Source organism: Aquimarina sp. AU119 (assembly GCF_900312735.1).
GTDB classification, from domain to species: Bacteria; Bacteroidota; Bacteroidia; order Flavobacteriales; family Flavobacteriaceae; genus Aquimarina; species Aquimarina algiphila.
Window position 1 is genome coordinate 194,114 of record NZ_OMPF01000015.1, and the last position, 18,623, is coordinate 212,736.

15 protein-coding genes are annotated in these 18,623 nt (G+C 32.9%); 3 read left to right on the plus strand and 12 right to left on the minus strand.

Going from position 1 to position 18,623, the window contains the following annotated elements:
* Nucleotides 1-641: 641 nt before the first annotated feature.
* From DK442_RS14500 to DK442_RS14530, 7 genes are all read right to left on the minus strand, one after another.
* Complete coding sequence (locus tag DK442_RS14500) at nt 642-1,904, minus strand: FAD/NAD(P)-binding oxidoreductase (RefSeq protein ID WP_109436619.1); 1,263 nt, start codon at nt 1,902-1,904, stop codon at nt 642-644.
* 136 nt (nt 1,905-2,040) lie between these two features.
* A complete protein-coding gene (locus tag DK442_RS14505; protein WP_109436620.1) occupies nt 2,041-2,388 on the minus strand; it encodes a rhodanese-like domain-containing protein in 348 nt (115 codons plus the stop codon).
* A 101-nt stretch (nt 2,389-2,489) separates the two neighbouring features.
* Complete coding sequence (locus DK442_RS14510) at nt 2,490-3,146, minus strand: peroxiredoxin (RefSeq protein ID WP_109436621.1); 657 nt, start codon at nt 3,144-3,146, stop codon at nt 2,490-2,492.
* Nucleotides 3,147-3,293: 147 nt separating this feature from the next.
* The gene (locus tag DK442_RS14515; RefSeq protein WP_109436622.1) at nt 3,294-4,706 is read right to left on the minus strand and encodes a rhodanese-like domain-containing protein; all 1,413 of its coding nucleotides are present in this window, start codon (nt 4,704-4,706) and stop codon (nt 3,294-3,296) included.
* Between the two features lie 62 nt (nt 4,707-4,768).
* Nucleotides 4,769-6,505 (minus strand): SulP family inorganic anion transporter, encoded by a 1,737-nt coding sequence (locus tag DK442_RS14520; RefSeq protein ID WP_109436623.1) that lies wholly within the window; start codon nt 6,503-6,505, stop codon nt 4,769-4,771.
* A gap of 63 nt (nt 6,506-6,568) precedes the next feature.
* The gene (locus DK442_RS14525; RefSeq protein ID WP_109436624.1) at nt 6,569-7,204 is read right to left on the minus strand and encodes a Crp/Fnr family transcriptional regulator; all 636 of its coding nucleotides are present in this window, start codon (nt 7,202-7,204) and stop codon (nt 6,569-6,571) included.
* Entirely contained in the window at nt 7,201-7,605 is a 405-nt protein-coding gene (locus DK442_RS14530; RefSeq protein WP_109436625.1) for a DUF983 domain-containing protein, read from the minus strand. Before DK442_RS14530 ends, DK442_RS14525 begins: the two co-directional genes overlap by 4 nt.
* 261 nt (nt 7,606-7,866) lie before the next feature.
* Here DK442_RS14530 and DK442_RS14535 point away from each other — a divergent pair, with 261 nt between their 5' ends.
* Both DK442_RS14535 and DK442_RS14540 read left to right on the plus strand, forming a co-directional pair.
* A complete protein-coding gene (locus DK442_RS14535; protein ID WP_109436626.1) occupies nt 7,867-8,520 on the plus strand; it encodes an OmpW family protein in 654 nt (217 codons plus the stop codon).
* Between the two features lie 182 nt (nt 8,521-8,702).
* On the plus strand, nt 8,703-9,161 hold the full coding sequence (locus tag DK442_RS14540) for a small multi-drug export protein (protein ID WP_109436627.1): 459 nt from the start codon (nt 8,703-8,705) through the stop codon (nt 9,159-9,161).
* A 39-nt stretch (nt 9,162-9,200) separates the two neighbouring features.
* Here DK442_RS14540 and DK442_RS14545 read toward each other — a convergent pair whose 3' ends face one another.
* The 5 genes from DK442_RS14545 to DK442_RS14565 all read right to left on the minus strand — a co-directional run bounded on the left by DK442_RS14545 (nt 9,201) and on the right by DK442_RS14565 (nt 14,362).
* Complete coding sequence (locus DK442_RS14545; protein ID WP_109436628.1) at nt 9,201-9,821, minus strand: DUF2589 domain-containing protein; 621 nt, start codon at nt 9,819-9,821, stop codon at nt 9,201-9,203.
* Nucleotides 9,808-10,029, minus strand: a complete 222-nt coding sequence (locus DK442_RS14550) for a hypothetical protein (RefSeq protein ID WP_109436629.1) — start codon at nt 10,027-10,029, stop codon at nt 9,808-9,810. The genes DK442_RS14545 and DK442_RS14550 overlap by 14 nt, the downstream gene beginning before the upstream one ends.
* 18 nt (nt 10,030-10,047) lie before the next feature.
* Nucleotides 10,048-10,695, minus strand: a complete 648-nt coding sequence (locus DK442_RS14555; protein WP_109436630.1) for a DUF2589 domain-containing protein — start codon at nt 10,693-10,695, stop codon at nt 10,048-10,050.
* Between the two features lie 73 nt (nt 10,696-10,768).
* The gene (locus tag DK442_RS14560; protein WP_200825114.1) at nt 10,769-11,416 is read right to left on the minus strand and encodes a DUF2589 domain-containing protein; all 648 of its coding nucleotides are present in this window, start codon (nt 11,414-11,416) and stop codon (nt 10,769-10,771) included.
* Between the two features lie 261 nt (nt 11,417-11,677).
* Nucleotides 11,678-14,362 carry an ATP-binding protein gene (locus tag DK442_RS14565; protein ID WP_109436631.1) on the minus strand — a complete coding sequence of 895 codons (2,685 nt, stop codon included), beginning with the start codon at nt 14,360-14,362 and terminating at the stop codon, nt 11,678-11,680.
* A gap of 547 nt (nt 14,363-14,909) precedes the next feature.
* Between DK442_RS14565 and DK442_RS14570 the strand changes: the two genes are divergently transcribed.
* Nucleotides 14,910-18,605, plus strand: a complete 3,696-nt coding sequence (locus DK442_RS14570) for a gliding motility-associated C-terminal domain-containing protein (RefSeq protein WP_109436632.1) — start codon at nt 14,910-14,912, stop codon at nt 18,603-18,605.
* The last annotated feature ends 18 nt before the right edge of the window (nt 18,606-18,623 follow it).

Consider the following 18,623-nt stretch of genomic DNA (forward strand, 5'->3'; position numbering starts at 1 on the left):
AAATAAATTGATAGAAAATCCATTGTATCTAATTGCGAAAGAAGAACAAAAATTTACCTATAAACTGTGATATCTATTTTTGTAGAACTTTCTTTAATTTATTAGAGAATTGGGTTCTGGGACTCTTCATGCCGAGGAAAGATTTATAGAAAAGAATAGCCTTCCTGTTAGAAAAACTTGAACTTACATCTAAGAAATAGAGAAACAAGTTGTTCTAGCAGGATTAACACTAATTTAGAGATATAATGTCCCATGTCATCTCATTCTTTTCAGCTATAAATGCCTTATCCATATATTTCATAGCTAAGCTATGCAATACAATCACAGTGTTTTTATAACTGAAAGTAACATCGCCTTTAATACGACATTATATCTCTAAATTGGTATAAAATATTCTATAATATTATTTATTGACGTCTATTATGTAGTTAGAATAGAGATAAATCATTCTAATAAAAGATTTCCTGATCAAATCTGATTAGAATTTAATGTGGCTAAAGAATAAAAAAATTTCTTTGATTGCCAATACGTTCCTAGAGCATCCAAAGAATGAAAAAGATGTATTTATTGGAAGTCAAATCGAAATGTAAACTACTATTTATCAATACACTTTTTATTGATGTTAACATGAAAAAGAAACCTTACACATCTTGTCCTTTTAACATTTTATTCCAGTATAAATAGGGTAGCATAACTTTTTTAAACATGTACAATCTCCAATGCTCTTTTGCACTGTTAAAGATTAACATTCGTTTTAATTTTGGATCTGGAGTAAAATTACTATCATAATCAAATTCTGCTAATGTCATTTTGCCATAACCAGTTACTAAAGGACATGAAGAATACCCTTTATAATTTTTATTAGATGCCTCCTGATGTTTTATAAGTTTAAGAATATTATCAACTACTACAGGAGCTTGTTTTCTAATAGCAGCTCCAGTTTTTGCAGTAGGAAGTCCAGCTACATCACCAAGTCCAAATATATTAGAGTATTTGTTATGTTGAAGAGAATGATGATTAACATCTAACCAACCACTAGTATTAACCAAGCTAGAATCTCTTATAAATTTAGGAGCTACTTGTGGAGGAGCGATATGCAACATATCGAATGGAATTTTAATAATGTTCTCTTCTATAGCAAGTTCTCCAATAGCAGGATCCTCATTAATAACACATTTATTTTCATCTGGATCTACATGTTTGAAATAGATAATTTTATTCTCAGAATCTATTTTATGCGGAGCATAAAAAGGCTTAAAATGTATCCCATAACGACCTATAACTTTCATTAACGTTTCTCTTATAGGTTTTACACCAAAAATTACTGAACCAGGTGTAGCAAAAATGACATTGGATTTATGAGTAAGATTATGCTTTTTAAAATAATCAGCAGCCAGGTATGCAATTTTTTGTGGTGCTCCACCACATTTAATAGGAGTTGTAGGTTGAGTAAATACAGCGTTACCACCTTTAAAATTTTTGAGTACTTCCCAGGTATGCTCTGGATCTGTGTAATTACTACAAACAATTCCTTTGTCCAGACCTTCTTTTAAACCATCAATCATAGAAGGTTCCATAACTAATCCAGGAGCTACCACTAAGAAATCATATGTAATGTTTCCATTTGATTTTGTAGAAACTATATTGCTTTCAGGAGTAAAAGCAGTTGCATAATCCTTAATCCATTGTACATGATCAGGCATTATATCTGCCATGGGTTTTGCTGTTTTTTTGTAATCATAATCTCCTGCACCTACCAAAGTCCAGGCAGGTTGATAATAATGAGTATCTGCAGGTTCTATAATTGCAATATCTAAGCTTTTATCTTTTTTGAGTAAGCGTGCAGCTGTCATTATTCCAGCAGTACCTCCTCCAATAATGAGAATTTGATGATGTGATTTCATTTGGTTCTTCTTTTAACTAATTTGTTAAAAATACCTTCATCTTTTTGTTATTTATGTAACTCATGTTACACAAAGCAAAGAAATGTTTGTTTTCTTCAATATATTTTAGTCAGAAGAAGAACTCATCGATATTGAATTATTTCCAGTTTAGATAGCCACCTTTTAAATCTTTAATTTCCACAAATCCCATATCAGATAATTGTTTTGCAGCTTTACGACTTCGGTTTCCAGATCTACAGTATATATAAATGGGTTCTTGTTTATTCAATTTTTGAAATAGAGATTGAAACGTATCTCTTTCAAAATAATTTATATTGATAGCATTTTTAATATGACTTGTGTTATATTCTTTCGGTGTTCTAACATCTACTAATTGGGCATCTTTGTTTTCTGTTATTTCTTTTTTAAAAAAAGAAACATCAAGTATTTTAATAGCACTAGATTTTGAATTGGATTTTTTAAAAATGAAATTAAAAATTGACATGATTATATTATTAGATATTGGATATAAGGAAGAAGATGATCATTAATAACATATCACCTTCTCCTTTAAATAATAAATTTGTTTTGTGATCCTTTTTAGAATTAAATATCCTTTTTCGCGAGATAGAAATCTATTTTTTCAATAGAATCGTCATTAATACGGGCTTCCATTTCTTCTAAAGTTTTTGGAGGTGGGATAATCACCTTATCTCCTTGTTTCCAATCTAATGGCATAGCTACTTTATACTTGTCTGATGTTTGAAGAGCTTCTAAAGACCTCAGAATTTCATCCATATTTCTTCCAACATTTAATGGGTAATACATGATTAAACGTATCTTTTTTGCTGGGTCAATAAAAAATACAGCACGTACAGCAGCAGTCTCACTTTCATTTGGTTGAAGCATCCCATATAATTTTGAAACTTTCATATCCAAATCTGCGATAATAGGAAAGTCAAAATACACTCCTGTTTTTTGTCTTACATTATTTACCCACCCCAAATGAGAGTGAATACTATCAATACTTAAGCCTATAAGTTCAGTATTTAAAGCGTCAAACTCTTTCTTTCTTATTGCAAATCCACTCATTTCTGTAGTACATACCGGTGTGAAATCTGCTGGATGAGAAAACATGATTATCCATTGATCTTTAGCATATTCAGAGAACTTTATTTTACCTTTTGTTGTGAGTGCTTCAAAATCTGGAGCATCATCACCAATTCTGGGGATAGTTATTTTTTTTTCGTCTAATATATCCATGGTTTTTATTTTTTAGTAAAGTTAATTCTCATTATTATGTAATACAGTAACATGGGTTACATTGGAGCATTTTTATAAAAAAAAAGAGTCATCTCTAAAGACAACTCTTTTTACTAACCAACTAAAAATCCAAAATGGAATTGGAAACTATTTTAATGTTGTAGGACATACATGGTCTGTAATATCTATATCAGAATTTTTGATCGCTTCAAAACCACCCGAAATATCAATAACATTGTGGATCCCTCTACTTTTAAGAATGGAAGAAGCAATCATGCTTCTATATCCTCCTGCACAATGAATGTAAAAAGATGTGTCTTTTGGGAATTCTACTAAATGCTCATTAAGAAAATCTAGTGGTGTATTTTTTGCACTTTCAATATGTTCAGAAATGTATTCACTTTCTTTGCGAACATCAAAAATGGGAATGTTTTCTTCGTCCAATATTTTCTTTAAAATATCTACAGATATAGTACTAACCGTATCATATTCCATTGCCGCCTGTCTCCAGGCATCAAATCCACCTTCTAGATATCCAAGTGTATTGTCAAAACCAACTCTCGAAAGTCTCGTAATAGTTTCTTCTTCAGAACCTTTTGGAGTTACAAGTAGAATCGGCTGTTTTACATCTACAATTAACGCACCTACCCAGGGAGCAAAACTTCCGTCTAATCCTATGAAGATAGAACGAGGAATATGACCTTTGGCAAAATCATGTGGACGACGCACATCTAATACAATTGCTCCGGTCTCATTAGCTAATGCTTCAAAAGCTTTTGGTGATAAAGCAGTTGTTCCTCTTTCTAAAACAATATCAATATCATCATACCCTTCTTTATTCAATTTTACATTTAACGGAAAATATTTTGGTGGAGGTAACAGTCCCTCGGTCACTTCTTTAACGAATTCTTCTTTACTCATATCTGCACGAAGTGCATAGTTCACTTGTTTTTGATTTCCTAATGTATCTACCGTTTCTTTCATCATGTTTTTACCACAAGCAGATCCAGCACCATGAGCTGGATACACGATAACATCATCTGATAAAGGCATTATTTTAGTACGAAGACTATCGTATAATGTTTCTGCTAATTGTTCTTTAGTCATATGAGCTGCCTTTTGGGCTAGGTCAGGACGTCCTACATCACCTAAAAAGAGGGTGTCCCCACTAAAAATGGCATAATCTTTACCATTAGCATCTCTTAAAAGGTATGTTGTACTTTCCATGGTATGTCCAGGAGTATGAAGTACTTTAATGATACAATCTCCTAATTTAAACTCTTGACCATCTTTTGCAATAATCGCCTCAAAAGCTGGGTTTGCATTAGGTCCATAGACAATAGAGGCCTTTGTTTCCTTGGCAAGTGTGATATGGCCACTTACAAAATCAGCATGAAAATGAGTTTCAAAGATATATTTGATTTTGGCATCATCAAGTTTTGCTCTTTTAAGATAAGGTTTTACTTCTCTTAATGGATCTATAATAGCGACTTCACCATTACTTTCGATATAATAAGCGCCTTGTGCCAGGCATCCGGTATAAATTTGTTCTACTTTCATAATTGTTTTCTTTAAGGTTTAATGCTATAAAGCTAACTTTGATATTTCTTGTTTACAGCTACTTAGGTTACAGATGTTTCTTTGGTTTGAAGCGCTATTTTTTTCTGAATAGCTGTTTTTTGTTTTGCATGGATATGATGATCATAAGCTTCATATGTTTTTACAAAAAGATGTTCTCTTCCTATCATGTTAATTAACCCACTGCTGAATATGATGTCTCTTGCTGGTCCTATGGCACCAGCGATTAAAAATTGTATTTGATTGCTTTTAAGGTCTTTAATTAACTGTTGTAACATGTGCATAGCACTACTGTCAATGTAATTAATGGATTCTGCATTAAGAATTATTGTTTTAAGGTTATTTCCTTTTTGAGCCATATGACGGTGAAGTTCATTTTTGAAGTATTCTTTATTTCCAAAATAGAGTTGTGCATCAAAACGAATGATGAGAAGTTCTTCTGAGACCTCTACATCAGAACCAAAACGATCAATATTTCTGAAATAATTAGTGTTTTTTACTTTTCCCAGTATTGCGATATGTGGCTTTGAAATCCTATAAACTAATAACAATAAAGAAATCAGAACTCCAAGTAATATTCCCTCTTTGATTCCGACAGTAAGCGTAATTAAAAATGTAATAATCAATAGCGCAAACTCATCTTTTCTATTTTTAAATAATTGAATAGGATATTTTGTATCAATTAACCCAAAGACTGCTACCATAATGATGGATGCAAGTATCGCATTAGGTAAAAAATAAAATAAGGGTGTTAGAAATAGGAGGGTAGCTCCTACAATAATTACGCTAACAATAGCTGCGATTCCTGTTCTAGCTCCGGCTTGTTCATTTACTGCCGTTCTTGAGAAACCACCAGTAGTAGGATATGATTGGAAAAGAGATCCTATGATATTAGATGTTCCCAATGCAATTAATTCCTGATTGGCATCTATTTCATAATCGCTATGTTTTTCTTCTACAGCTTTAGCAACAGATATTGCTTCCATGAAAGCGATAAGTGCCAAAGTTAGAGCAATAGGAACGAGTTCAGGAATCCTGGAGTATTGAATAGATGGTATTTCAAACGCAGGTAATCCATGCGGAATAGTTCCTACTATTTTTACTCCCGAATCACTCAAGCCAGTACTATAGATAGCTGTAATTCCAAGAATGACAACAATCAAAGCTGCCGGCATTTTTTGATTTATTTTTTTAATACTTTTAATAAGTATAATTGCAATAACTCCAATTATTAAAGTATATATGTTGATTTGATCAATAGTGTCTAAAGCATTTTTTAAAAGAATATGTACTTGATTACTGCGTTCAATTTCAGTGCCTAAAAGATGCTTTAGCTGACTTAATCCTATTATAATCGCTGCTGCAGATGTAAATCCACTTATTACAGGTTTAGATAAGAAATTTACCAAAAAACCCATTCTAAGCACCCCCAGAAGAAGCTGTATGCTTCCCATAAAAAGAGCAAGAAAAATAGCCATTGCAATGTATTCTTCAATGCTTGATAATGCAAGAGCACCTAGTCCAGAAGCAACTAATAAAGAATCCATAGCTACAGGGCCGACTGCCAATTGACGAGAGGTTCCTAGTATTGCATAAACAATTTGAGGGATTAATGCAGCATATAACCCAAATACAGGAGGCAGGCCAGCAATCATTGCATAAGCCATTCCTTGCGGAATTAACATAATCCCAACAGTGATACCTGCAGCGACATCACCAGATATGTATGTTTTTTTATAAGTGGAAAGCCACTGAAAAATTGGAAAGTATTGTTTTAACATCTAATCAAAAGTTTATATCCATAAGATATTGAGTGTTTTTTATTGGTATTGTTAGTAATGAACTTATGATAGATCAAGGATTTTGATATGATTTCGATACAATTCGATCTTATTAATCTGTTCTAATTTTTTAAGTAACCTAGATATTACTACTCTAGAACTATGAAGTTCATATGCAATTTCTTGATGTGTATTATGAATAATATCTTCTTTATTAATTCTAGCTTTTTCTCTTAAGTAATTTATAAGACGTTCATCCATTCTATCAAATGCAATACTGTCCAACGTTTGGAGAAGTTCATTTAAACGATGATGATAACTTTCAAAAACAAAATTTCTCCAGGATTTATATTTTGCCGTCCATTCTTCCATTTTTCTAATTGGAATCATAATAAGTTTAGTATCTGTTTCTGCTATAGCGCGAATTTCACTTTTGGTTTGTCCCATACAACATGTCATTGTCATTGAACACGTATCTCCTTGTTCCAGATAATATAATAGTAATTCATCTCCTTCTTTATCTTCTCGAAGTACTTTAATTGCTCCTGATACGAGTAATGGCATTCCTCTAACATAATCCCCAATTTCCATTAACTTATATCCAGCTGGAACCTCTTTAAAAGTTCCAACGTGTAATATGTCATTTATCAAAGCATCTTCAAATAGATGCCCATAACTTATTTTTAGTTCCTGGATCATTTATTAGATTTTGGTGTTATTTGTTTAGAAACAGATTCATCATAATTGAAGAAAAAATTAGCCCATATAGATTTTGATATAGCCCCTATATATGGCATTAAAACAAATAAAGTAGTAACAATACTTACAAAAATGATCATAGGAGTTACATCAAGATTTAATAGTCTTATCAAAATATAGACAGCTACACTAATTGCAATTCCCACACCATATGAAACATACATTGAACCATAGTAAAAACTTGGTTCTAAACTATATTTTAGTTCGCACTTAGGGCATTTTTCTTTTACCTTATTAAAGTTTCCTAAATTATAAGGATTGGCTTCTAAAAATTCTCCTTTATGACACCTGGGACATTTTAAAAATAGTATGCTGTATATTTTTGAACCTCTACCAAACATTATGTTGTTTTTTTGATAAAAGTAAAACTTCAAAATCTTCTTATCAGTAACAAAGGTTACATAGCTTAATTGAAATTATTTTCGAAAACTATTCAAAATCGATTTGTTTAAAAATGATATAAATCATAGTAATTTTAATAGGTGTAAATACCTGATTATTTGCTTCTATTTACTGGCTAAAAATGTAAATATGATATTCGTCATAATTTACTTTTTTACTCGAAATTACCTTTGCATTAAATCATTTAAATTAGAACGGTAATGAGAAAAATTGGAGTTATTTTATTCGTTAGTTTGGTAGCATCTTTTTCTTCCTATTCACAAGAAAAAGGAGCAGATGAAACCAATAATTTTAGTAGATGGCAAGTAAGACTTAGAGGGGTAGCAGTAGCTCCTGATGAAAGTGCTTCTATTGATGCCATTGGAGGGGATGTAGATATATCTACTACGTTTGTCCCAGAATTGGATTTTACTTACTTTTTTACAGAACATTGGGCGGCAGAACTTATTTTGGCAACAACAAAACATGAGGTAGAAGCAATTTCTACAGCGGTTGGAAATATTGACTTAGGTGATGTATGGTTATTACCACCAACATTAACAGTGCAATATCATTTTACAGGGGGAGCGTTTAAACCATACCTGGGAACTGGTATAAATTATACTATTTTTTATGGGGTGGATGAAGGACCAATAGCAGATGATATAGATTATGATAATAGTGTTGGTTTTGCTTTACAAGCAGGATTGGATTATGCATTAGATGACAAATGGTTTTTAAATGTTGATGTGAAAAAGCTATTCCTTCAGACCGATGTAACTGTAAATGCGACTAATGCATTGGGAGCTACTGTTGGAGCAGATGTGGATATTAATCCATGGTTATTTGGTTTTGGAGTAGGATATAAATTTTAAATTCTAATATTTGTAAAGAAGAACCCTATAAAAACTAATTTATAGGGTTCTTTTTTCCTTAATTTCTGTTTTTATTGTTGAATTATGCCCTAAAATTGACAATTTAAACGTTTTTTATGATTTTAAATGAAGTGTGAATCATTTAGAACATTAACTTTGCGCTCTCTTAGAAAAGTAAATTTGTGATTCAGGATATTATTATAGCTATTTTATGGAGCATTTCTCCTTTTGGGGAAGCTAAAGTTGGGATTCCATATGGAATGTTCAATGGAGTAAACATTTACTTGGTTTTTGTAGTATGTTTTCTTGCCAATGTTCTTGTTTTTCCTTTAATGATATTTTTTTTAGAAAAGGTAAATAGTTATTTATTACGATGGCATTATTATAAAAAAGCCGCAATATATGTTGCTCGAAAAGCCAAAGTAGGATCTGGTGAAAAAATTCAAAAATATGGCTTTTGGGGTCTTCTGTTTTTTGTGATGATTCCATTACCGGGAACTGGAGTATATGCAGGCAGTATTGCATCATATTTATTTAAAATCAAAAAAAGAAAAGCTTTTATGGCAAATACCGTGGGGATATTCTTTTCTTCAGTAATAGTTTGGGGCACCACGTTACTTACCATGCAAGGCATTTCTTAATTTTCCTTTTGCAATATTCTAAAACCAGAATAAAATTATTTAATTAGGAATTTGTGCTCTTAGTACTTTCTCATATCCCTGAATTAAACTTTTAAGTCCTTCAGGACTTTTTTGTGGTTGCATAATGATTTCTAAACTACTGGTTTGTAATTGAGTATTGTTTTCAGTATTAGCTTCTGTGTCTTTTGTAGGGAAACTAACTTTTAAATCATCATTTTCTACTAAAATCTCCAGATTTGTTTTAAAACGAACCTCTGATATCTGAGATGAAGAAATAGGTATTAATGCAATTAAGGGCACATGTACATTCTTCATTACAACTCCGCTAGAAGTTTGTTCTGGATACTGAACCACTACTGTTTTTGGCTTTAGTGCATTAGATGTTTTTGTTTTAGAAATACCCTTGTCATCCTGGAGTGCCTCTTTTGCATCAGCAAAAGTTTGCATTGCTTCTTCTAACTCTTCTTTGGTAGGACGTTTTTTTCTGAGAATTTTTTTTGCTGCATGTAATGCGTCATCAAGAGAACCTGTAATTAGTTCGGTCCCACCAGAACTTTCAAAATATCGATCTATCACTTTTAGATTTTCATCCATTAATGCCGAGTTAGCAGAAAGCGTAGCATCGTTAATTGCTTTTATGAATTGATCAAAATTTATCATAAGATTTATTTTTTAGTTTAGCTCCTGCCTGCTTAAGTTCTTCATATTTTTCTATTGCATTTCTAGTTTCATCAATACTTTCGGGAGATAAAGCCACAACAGATTGACATGAGGGGCAAGCAAATTTTACACCTTGTAAAAGAGAGGTTATATCGAATGGAATTTGACCCTGACAAACGGGGCATGGTATTTTTTGTTCGTTGATCATTTTGTTTGTTTTATAATATTAATTTTTATCCAGTGGCATTTCTAAAGGTTCAATAGCTTTTGTATACACATCAATGATCGTTAGAAGCCCTTTTGTAAGAGGTAAAGTACCAGCAGTTACGCCTATAGAATACGCTGCATTTAGATCATTGCTTTCATATGTGTTAATGTTAGTATCTGTATTCTTAAGCATATTATTTTTAGGAGCTATTTTACCTAACATTTCTACAGAAGGATTTTTTTTTGTCCAGTTAATATCTGAAGTATTCCCTTCTGAAAAGTCATCATGATTCCAATCTTCATCGACACTATATTGAGAAGTGACATCAATATTAAAATCAATATTAACTGTTTCTACACCTAATGGACTGAATGGGAATATTGTAACTAATGGAAGACTAAAGTATGTAGTTATCTGTTGAATTTCTGGTTCTGAATTAATAGCATCTACGGTCTCTAATACTCCTCTTGTAACCGACATCTTCAGCATTTTTGGTTTATAATGTTTTCCATTATAATGAAAACAATTATCCAGGAGTGATCTTATTTGCTCCTCTGCCATTTTAGATTGTGCTTTGGCAACAGCAACCAATGGTTGAGATATAAGTTCATTTATCAATGAACCTGTAAAATCATATTGGTTTTCTTTTTTAGGTTTTTTCGCCATTTTGTTGTGTTTAGAGAAGTGAAATCGATAAAATAAGAATAGACATCTTATTTTATCGATTACTACTTAATTATTAAGGTTTTTCTTGAGGCATTTCATAGGGTTCTATTGCCTTGGTAAATGCTTCAATAATGGTATTAACTCCTTTAGGGAGAGGTAGCTGGCCAGCATGAACTTTCACTGTGTATTTAGCAGAGTTACTTTTTTCATAATGAGAGCTAAAACTTGAGCTGTCACTACTGTCATAACTAGCACTTCCTTTGATTGTGGCCGAAACAGGACCCCAACCTGCTTTAACTTCCCAACTAGCTTCTGCAGCTATTTTTGTTTCCTGAGTTTCACTGGTCTCTTCTCCATAGCTTGATTTCACTTCCATTTCGAAGTTAATGTCTACATTATCCACTGCTAATGAGTTTAAAGGTATTACAGTAAGAATTGGTAAATCAAACTTTGTTGTGATAGGCTTAATGTCTGGTGCAGCATTTGGTTCTTCACTTGGAATGATAACCCCTCTGGTAAGCGACATATTAATCATTATTGGACTATACCCTTTTGTGGTATCGTCAAATGAAAAACAGGTGTCGAGCATAAATCGAGTTTGAGTTAATGCCATTGCAGAATTAGCTTTTGCTGCGGCATTTAATGGACCACCAATAAGGTCATCCATAGGCAAGCCCGTAAATTGCTGTGCCATTGATACTAGTTGTTTTTCTTGTGCCATGATTTTAAAAGTTTAAATTAGAATATATTAATGTTAACTCAAATGTAGAAAATAGCTATGGTGTAATGCGTAGGTGTTTATACGTGATTTTCGCGGATATTTGGTTGAAAATCAAAGTGCTCGATTATAAGGAGGAGTTAGATTTTGGATGTAGATAACCTATTTATCTTTTCTATGTAGTTAGAGAGAAAATAATCTTGTTACAAAAAGAGATGAAGGATTTATGAGCAGATGTTACGTGGTAAGGTCAAAATTTTAAGACTAGTCATCTTTTCTAAAATATTCAGAAGGTAGTTTTCCAAATCTTTTTTTAAATGCCTGAGTAAAGTGAGGAAGGTTACTCATACCCAACTCATGGGCAATTTCACTTATACTGGCTCTTTCATTGTATTCAATCTTACGCTTTGCCGATTGTAGACGAATTTCTCTGATATAAGCAGCTGGGGTTTGCCCTGTTGCAGATTTAATTTTTCTGATTAGACTACGTTCACTGATTGAGAAATGATAAGCAAGATCGATGTTACTTAGTTTGGTGTTAGATATATTGGTAATAATGTAAGTATCTAATTCTTTTTTGAATTGTGCCATCTCTGATAATGAAAACTTATCAATAGTAGATAGCATACTTTTCTTTTGATTTAAAGAATTTTTGAGAGAAATATCGATACGTAGTTTTAGTTCTGTCATATCAAATGGTTTGATAATATAATCATCCACTCCCATATGTAATACCTCAATTTTATCATTTTGTAGTGTGCGTGCGGTTAAGAAAATTAAAGGAATCATTAAAAAATCTTCATCTGATTTTAGTTTCTTAATAAATTCTACTCCATCCATAACGGGCATCATATAATCGGTAATGATAAGGTCTGGTTTTTGGATAGATTTTAAGAGACTTAATGCCTCGTGTCCGTTAGCCGCCTGATACAGGTTATATTCGGTTAAGTGACGTTCTAGGTATTGCCTCATATCGAGGTTATCTTCTACAAGTAAGATTGATGATTTGTTAACATCAATAGATTCTGTATGATTAACTGCATATGGAATGATATGCTTATCCAATTGATTTGAATCTGATATTACAGGAAAATTCAACTCAAACGAAGATCCTTTTCCTATAGTACTTTGTACTGTTACAGAACCCTCATGTAGTTCAATGAATTCTTTGACAATAGCTAAACCAATTCCGGTACCGCTTACAGACTCCTTGCCATCCACCTGATAATATCTTTTAAAAATAGCTTCTATGTCAGAAGGAGCTATACCAATTCCTGAGTCAATCACAGTAATCGATACCGATTCTTTGTGCTCTTTTACCGTTATATGAATTTCTCCCGTTGATTTGCTATATTTGATCGCATTTGATACTAAGTTGATCATCATTTTTTCAAACATATCTCTATCAGTATCTATAAATATTTGTGCAGATGAATGCGTGATATAGATCGTTTGCTTATTTTCGGCAGCATACTTTTTAAAAGATTCAATAATACCTTTTAAAATAGGAATAACATCTTGTTTTTTCTTAATAATGCTTAATTGTCCATGATCCAGTTTAGATAAATCTAATATCTCATTAACGAGTTGCAACAGGTATTTTCCATTTTTCATAGACATTTTTAATTCCTGTTCTGTTTCCTTATTTAGTTTTCCTTTGTTTAATACACTTTCTAATGGACCCAAAAGTAGGGTAAGTGGTGTTCTTAATTCGTGAGAAACATTATTGAAAAAAGTGGTTTTAAGTTCCTCAATTTTTTTGAGTTGTTTTTTTTCTTCCTGAAGCTGACTGACTTCTATTTCTTTGATGGCAATTAAGGATTTATCTTGAAAAAAGCCCCAAACCAGGTCAATCATAAAAATAACATCTCTAAAAAGTAGAGTTAGAAACAAGCTGTTAAGTGTCCAAAAATTGTGCGGTATAATTTTCTTCCATGCCATAATTATTAAAATTCCGTTTAAGACAATTGGACTAATAGCTATTAAAAAGACATTAGCTCTATGAGGGTTTTGTTTTCGAAATTTGATAAGACAAACCGAAGCTCCAATGATAGTCATCAGGAAATAAAAATTATTTAAATCACTAAGAAATGGATAATCTGAATACAGATATACAGGAATACCCAAAAGAATATATGGCCACGCCATTATTCTGTACCAAAATTTAGAATACTTCTGTATCTCGAGGTAATGCGCAATAAAAGCAGAAAAACTATAGAGCATTAATATCACAAGACAAAATTCAATTTTAGCAAGGAATGGACCACTTAACCCCCAAATTGAATCAAAAACTTTATTGCGGATAATAACTTCTGATAAACTTACAATAACCATAAAAGCATAGTAAATATTATCCTTTGTTGGTTTTATATAGATAAGGAATAAAAAAATCAGGAAAATAAGTATTTCCATTCCTGTAAATAGGACAAAAAAAGTATGAGTCCTAATGAAATATTCATCAAAATCCTTTTGGGAAATATATTCTAAGTCAGTTAGAGAGCGTTTAAGCAATGCTTCAGTTCGAATACATGTCAATTTGATATATAATGTTTCTGTATCATTAAAATTAAGAGGTAATGCATTTTTATTAATTCCTCTAACAATGGATCGCTCTTGGTATTCCACTAGTTTTCCCGTAATAGCAATAACAGAATCAGAATGAGGACTATTATAGGATTCTACATGGTCAAACAAATTTGAAAGTAAAAGCACACCGCTTTTTATTGAATCATTTGTGGATTCTTTATGTCTTATTTTTAACCAATATACTGGGATTGTGCTATCCATAGTATCAAACCCTTGTAAAGACTCCCATTCTAAATCTTCTAAAGTATCTTTAGATGAAATATCCCCTTCATGAACACTAATAGATAACATTTCTATAGACGCCTGCCCTTTAGCAATGCTTGTGGTTATTAAAAACAATAAAATGATTATGATTCTTATCATCAATAGATACTTGTTATGGTTTTACAAGGTATAATGAATCGAACAGATTACATAGAGATACTTTAAAATTGGCAACTTTTCAACAGAGATTGTCTGGAATTTGATATGGTAAACCTCATATTTTTCGAAGAGAAGTTTCTTAAATTTCTTACCTACAATTCGCTTTACTCATAATTAATAGGCATTCACTAAAAGAATTGATCTATTCACTCATTTATTTTTTTACAGGTCTATTAATTACACAAATTTGATTCGTAATTATAGGGATACTATTGGGAGTTATTATTGGATATTAGAATACAAGGGGGGTAAGTTAAGGTATTGATCAATCAGGTTTTATTTTGATGAATTAATTAGGAGAAGATAGATACATAACAAAAACCATATGATCTAAAGGGGGAAACCTTAGAATTGGCAGATTTTCAACAAAGATTGCCCGGAATTCAACATGCACACACCTATATCTTTGGTACTTCACATAACATCTGGTTCAAAAAACATATTCATCAAAATTAATGGAGAGCAACTCACATCAAAATAATTATTAATGAAAACTAATACTCGATTCTATACAGAAAAAAGAAACATAATATCAATGCTATTTTTTTTGATATTGATTTCATCTAGTGTATCTGCACAGATAATAAGCACTTGGGGAACTCTATCTGGTACTTTACCAGAAAACGATTTTCAAACCAGTAGTTTATCTGCCAATGCAGATGGCACTTCATTGATTACAGTAGATATTACCCAATCAGGTTCAGCAACTGTGAGTGAAGAGATTAATGCTGTTCCCCCAGGTTTAATTTTAGGGAATAGTTTTAATAATAGCAGAGCTACCATTGGGGTCTCGGGTAATACATATACGTATACATTTAGTGAACCCGTTCAGGTTATTTTAAGTTCGCAAGAGCATAGTGAATTCATAAGAACAGAAAATATTAAAATATCAAGTCCAGATACGGGGGTATTATTTTCAGGGAGTATTACAGGAGGACAGATTGGTCATTTTGTAAGTAATAATAATACTTCGCAGATTCATATTGGTTCTAATAGTACTATCACTACAGCAGGAACCTATTGGATGGTAGAAAGCAATATTGCACTGACTACTTTATCGGTTGAATATTATGTTGCAGATCCCGTAGAGGTTGTTTCTGGAGAACCATTTACGCTAGATTTAGCACCAAATCCCTGGGTTAGATTAGATAGTAATAATTCTACAGGAGCTGGAGGGATTGATTTTAATGGGACTATTTGTACTAGCGGAGCGAAACCTTTTGAGGGTTCTGATATTATTGTAAATGCACCTCATGGGATTGAGCGAATAGAAGTTAATCTTACAAATATGCAGGATACTGGTTTTGAAGAATTATCAATACCTGCAAATTTTCAAGACATCCAAATCACGGGAAATGGAACCAGTACTTTAATCGCAACAAATATAAATAGTGCAACGACTAGTGATTTTCAAGATATAATTAGTGAATTATATTATATTAATAAGGCCACAAACCCAAATACAACCATAGCTAGAGCTATTGAAATCATTGTATTTGACACTTATGGAAATTCATCTATTGCTGCAACAGGGAATTTAAGTTTAGTGAATGCTTCAAATTCAGGAAAAGTATCAGGTCCTATCGTGGTTTTGAGCACCGATACTTCAACCGATTTAATAAATGGATTGGATGGTTCTCAAGATGCTGGTGGTACATGGATTGATGTTGATGGAACTGCTGCTCTTACAGGTAGTGTAGTTGATATTACTACGTTAACAACAGGCACTTATGAGTTTAGATATGAAGTAACTGGGACAACTCCTTGTAACGGGTCATCCGTTAAGGTCGTGCTTATTATTGTAGATGCTAAAGAATTAGAAATAACATCACCTTCTTCTTGCGGTTTTATAATGACCGAATACACAGATGCTACATTTTCTTCGGGCTCTGATGATCCAATCTATATTTTTGATACCCCTGGAAATAATGGAGAATTAAGTTGTCCAACGGTAGTAGGAGCAAAATATCACTGGTACCTTTTTGATGAAGCTACGAATTCATATGTACCCTTTGCGATAAACTCTACACCAATACAAACAAACTTGGCTGATGGGGGATATCTCATTATAAGAGATGATGCAGGAACTATAACAGAGGGTAGAGCCTGGATATGGAATTCTAATCTCACCGCAGATGCTGGAACCTCACAAACTATTTGTAATGGAGATGCAGTAAGTCTAATAGGATCAGGAACAGGATTAAATTTATCATATACGTATTATGATCCTGTAAACACTCCTACTATAGTTACATCATCAACTATTTTTTCTGTTACTTTTGATATTGCGCATACCTATATTTCTGATCTAGGATATGCTTTAATATCTCCAGATGGTATGGTAACTGTTCGATTGGGTGTAAGTGAACGAGGAAGTCCATGCTATGGGTCTTCCAATGCACAAAATTTAACATTTACTAATGATACAACAATTATTCCTACACTGCCGTTTTTTGATATTTGTAAGTTTTCTAGAGATAATGGATGTTCCTTGACAGGTCCAGCATTGACAGGAACCTATAATGCATATTATACTAACCCTTCTAATAACAATGTGAATTGTGCAACATTTTCTGGAGGTTTTGGTCCTACACCAATAACCATGTCTTCAGTAGAAGGGTATGACATTAGCCGGGGAGGTTGGAAAGTACAAATATACGATTGTCAGGATTTGGATGATGGAGAAATAAGCTCTGTAACTATGGTTTTTAATAATGGAGCTGGAACTATAGTAACTTATGATAGTGGAGCTGTTAATGTACCAATCAAAGATGATTCTTGTTTTTCTAATACGGCTACAATTTATGAGCTACCTTTTACTCCACCACCATCCGTAGCGATAGAAAATACTATTACTATCAACTTACAAAATAACATTGGTATAGGTAATACGGGAGGATATGAATGGTCATATAGCACAACGGGATCAACGGGACCCTGGAGTGGTCCTTTTGAAAATGGAACGATAACACCAAGTGTATCACCCACTAGTACAACCTGGTATAGAATACAGATGGATAATGGGTTAGGATGTAGTGCAGAAGATGTTGTACAAATTACAGTGATTGACAAGCCAAATTCAGGAACTGAAACTGATCTATATGCTTGTACTGGAGGTACCGTTATCAATCTTAATGATTTACTTTCTGGTGAGGAAACAGGATCTTGGAGTGTTTCTGCATTATCACTAAACAACCCAGGAAGTGATTTTAATTCTGGTATGGGAACGTATGATCCAGCAACAGAGGGTGTTTACACATTTGATTATACAGTGAATCCAATAGCTCCTTGTGTAGTCAATTCGACAACATCGGTGACCGTTTCCGTGCAAACCGAAAGAAGCGCAGGGAATAATAATACGATTAATACTAACAATCCGGATATAGTGATTGATCTATTTTCTAGCCTGTTGGGGGCGCCAGATACTGGCGGGATATGGAGTTTGGATACTACAGGAAGTATTCCCGGTACTAATTTTGATTCAAGCGCCGGAACTTTAGATACTTCAGGTTTAGTTGCCGGGGCTTATAGTTTTGATTATATGATAACCAGTTGTACTACAGATATATCCACTGTAACCGTACTCATAAATTTTCCAAGTGTTGATATTATTACACCTATAGAAGGGGATGATATTGTTAATGATATCGAGGATAAGGATGTAACCATTACCGGAACAACTATAAGTGTAGAAGAAGGACAAATGGTAACGGTTACTTTTTCTGACGGTACAAATTCTGTGACTACAACAGCTATTGTAGAGTCTGATGGTAGCTGGATAGCAACAGATGTCGATATAAGTGGGTTTGTAGAAGGAAGTATTATCATAGATGTTGAGGTAACCGATATAGCCGGTAACCAGGCAAATGATCAGGAAACTATTGTTTTAGATAATATAGTTCCGACCATTTCAAAAACTTCGATTGCGCAGGCTATGACTCCAAATAATGATGGTATAAATGATACCTGGGTTATTAAGGATATAGAAGAATTTCCAAATTCGGTTGTAAAAGTATATAACCGTTGGGGTAAAGAAGTATTTGCTAAACAAGGATATCAAAATGACTGGAACGGAGTATACAAGTCTAAAAGTGATCAACTACCTCAAGGCTCTTATTATTTTATCGTTGACCTAAAGAATGGGGTTAAACCTTTGGATGGATGGTTATATATAAATTATTAATTCAAAAAAAGTAAGCAC

Bases quoted from the DNA above. Each gene is read 5' to 3' on its own strand.
- DK442_RS14500 (WP_109436619.1), bottom strand. From the start codon at position 1,904: ATGAAATCACATCATCAAATTCTCATTATTGGAGGAGGTACTGCTGGA.
- DK442_RS14505 (WP_109436620.1), bottom strand. From the start codon at position 2,388: ATGTCAATTTTTAATTTCATTTTTAAAAAATCCAATTCAAAATCTAGT.
- DK442_RS14510 (WP_109436621.1), bottom strand. From the start codon at position 3,146: ATGGATATATTAGACGAAAAAAAAATAACTATCCCCAGAATTGGTGAT.
- DK442_RS14515 (WP_109436622.1), bottom strand. From the start codon at position 4,706: ATGAAAGTAGAACAAATTTATACCGGATGCCTGGCACAAGGCGCTTAT.
- DK442_RS14520 (WP_109436623.1), bottom strand. From the start codon at position 6,505: ATGTTAAAACAATACTTTCCAATTTTTCAGTGGCTTTCCACTTATAAA.
- DK442_RS14525 (WP_109436624.1), bottom strand. From the start codon at position 7,204: ATGATCCAGGAACTAAAAATAAGTTATGGGCATCTATTTGAAGATGCT.
- DK442_RS14530 (WP_109436625.1), bottom strand. From the start codon at position 7,605: ATGTTTGGTAGAGGTTCAAAAATATACAGCATACTATTTTTAAAATGT.
- DK442_RS14535 (WP_109436626.1), top strand. From the start codon at position 7,867: ATGAGAAAAATTGGAGTTATTTTATTCGTTAGTTTGGTAGCATCTTTT.
- DK442_RS14545 (WP_109436628.1), bottom strand. From the start codon at position 9,821: ATGATAAATTTTGATCAATTCATAAAAGCAATTAACGATGCTACGCTT.
- DK442_RS14550 (WP_109436629.1), bottom strand. From the start codon at position 10,029: ATGATCAACGAACAAAAAATACCATGCCCCGTTTGTCAGGGTCAAATT.
- DK442_RS14555 (WP_109436630.1), bottom strand. From the start codon at position 10,695: ATGGCGAAAAAACCTAAAAAAGAAAACCAATATGATTTTACAGGTTCA.
- DK442_RS14560 (WP_200825114.1), bottom strand. From the start codon at position 11,416: ATGGCACAAGAAAAACAACTAGTATCAATGGCACAGCAATTTACGGGC.
- DK442_RS14565 (WP_109436631.1), bottom strand. From the start codon at position 14,362: ATGATAAGAATCATAATCATTTTATTGTTTTTAATAACCACAAGCATT.
- DK442_RS14570 (WP_109436632.1), top strand. From the start codon at position 14,910: ATGAAAACTAATACTCGATTCTATACAGAAAAAAGAAACATAATATCA.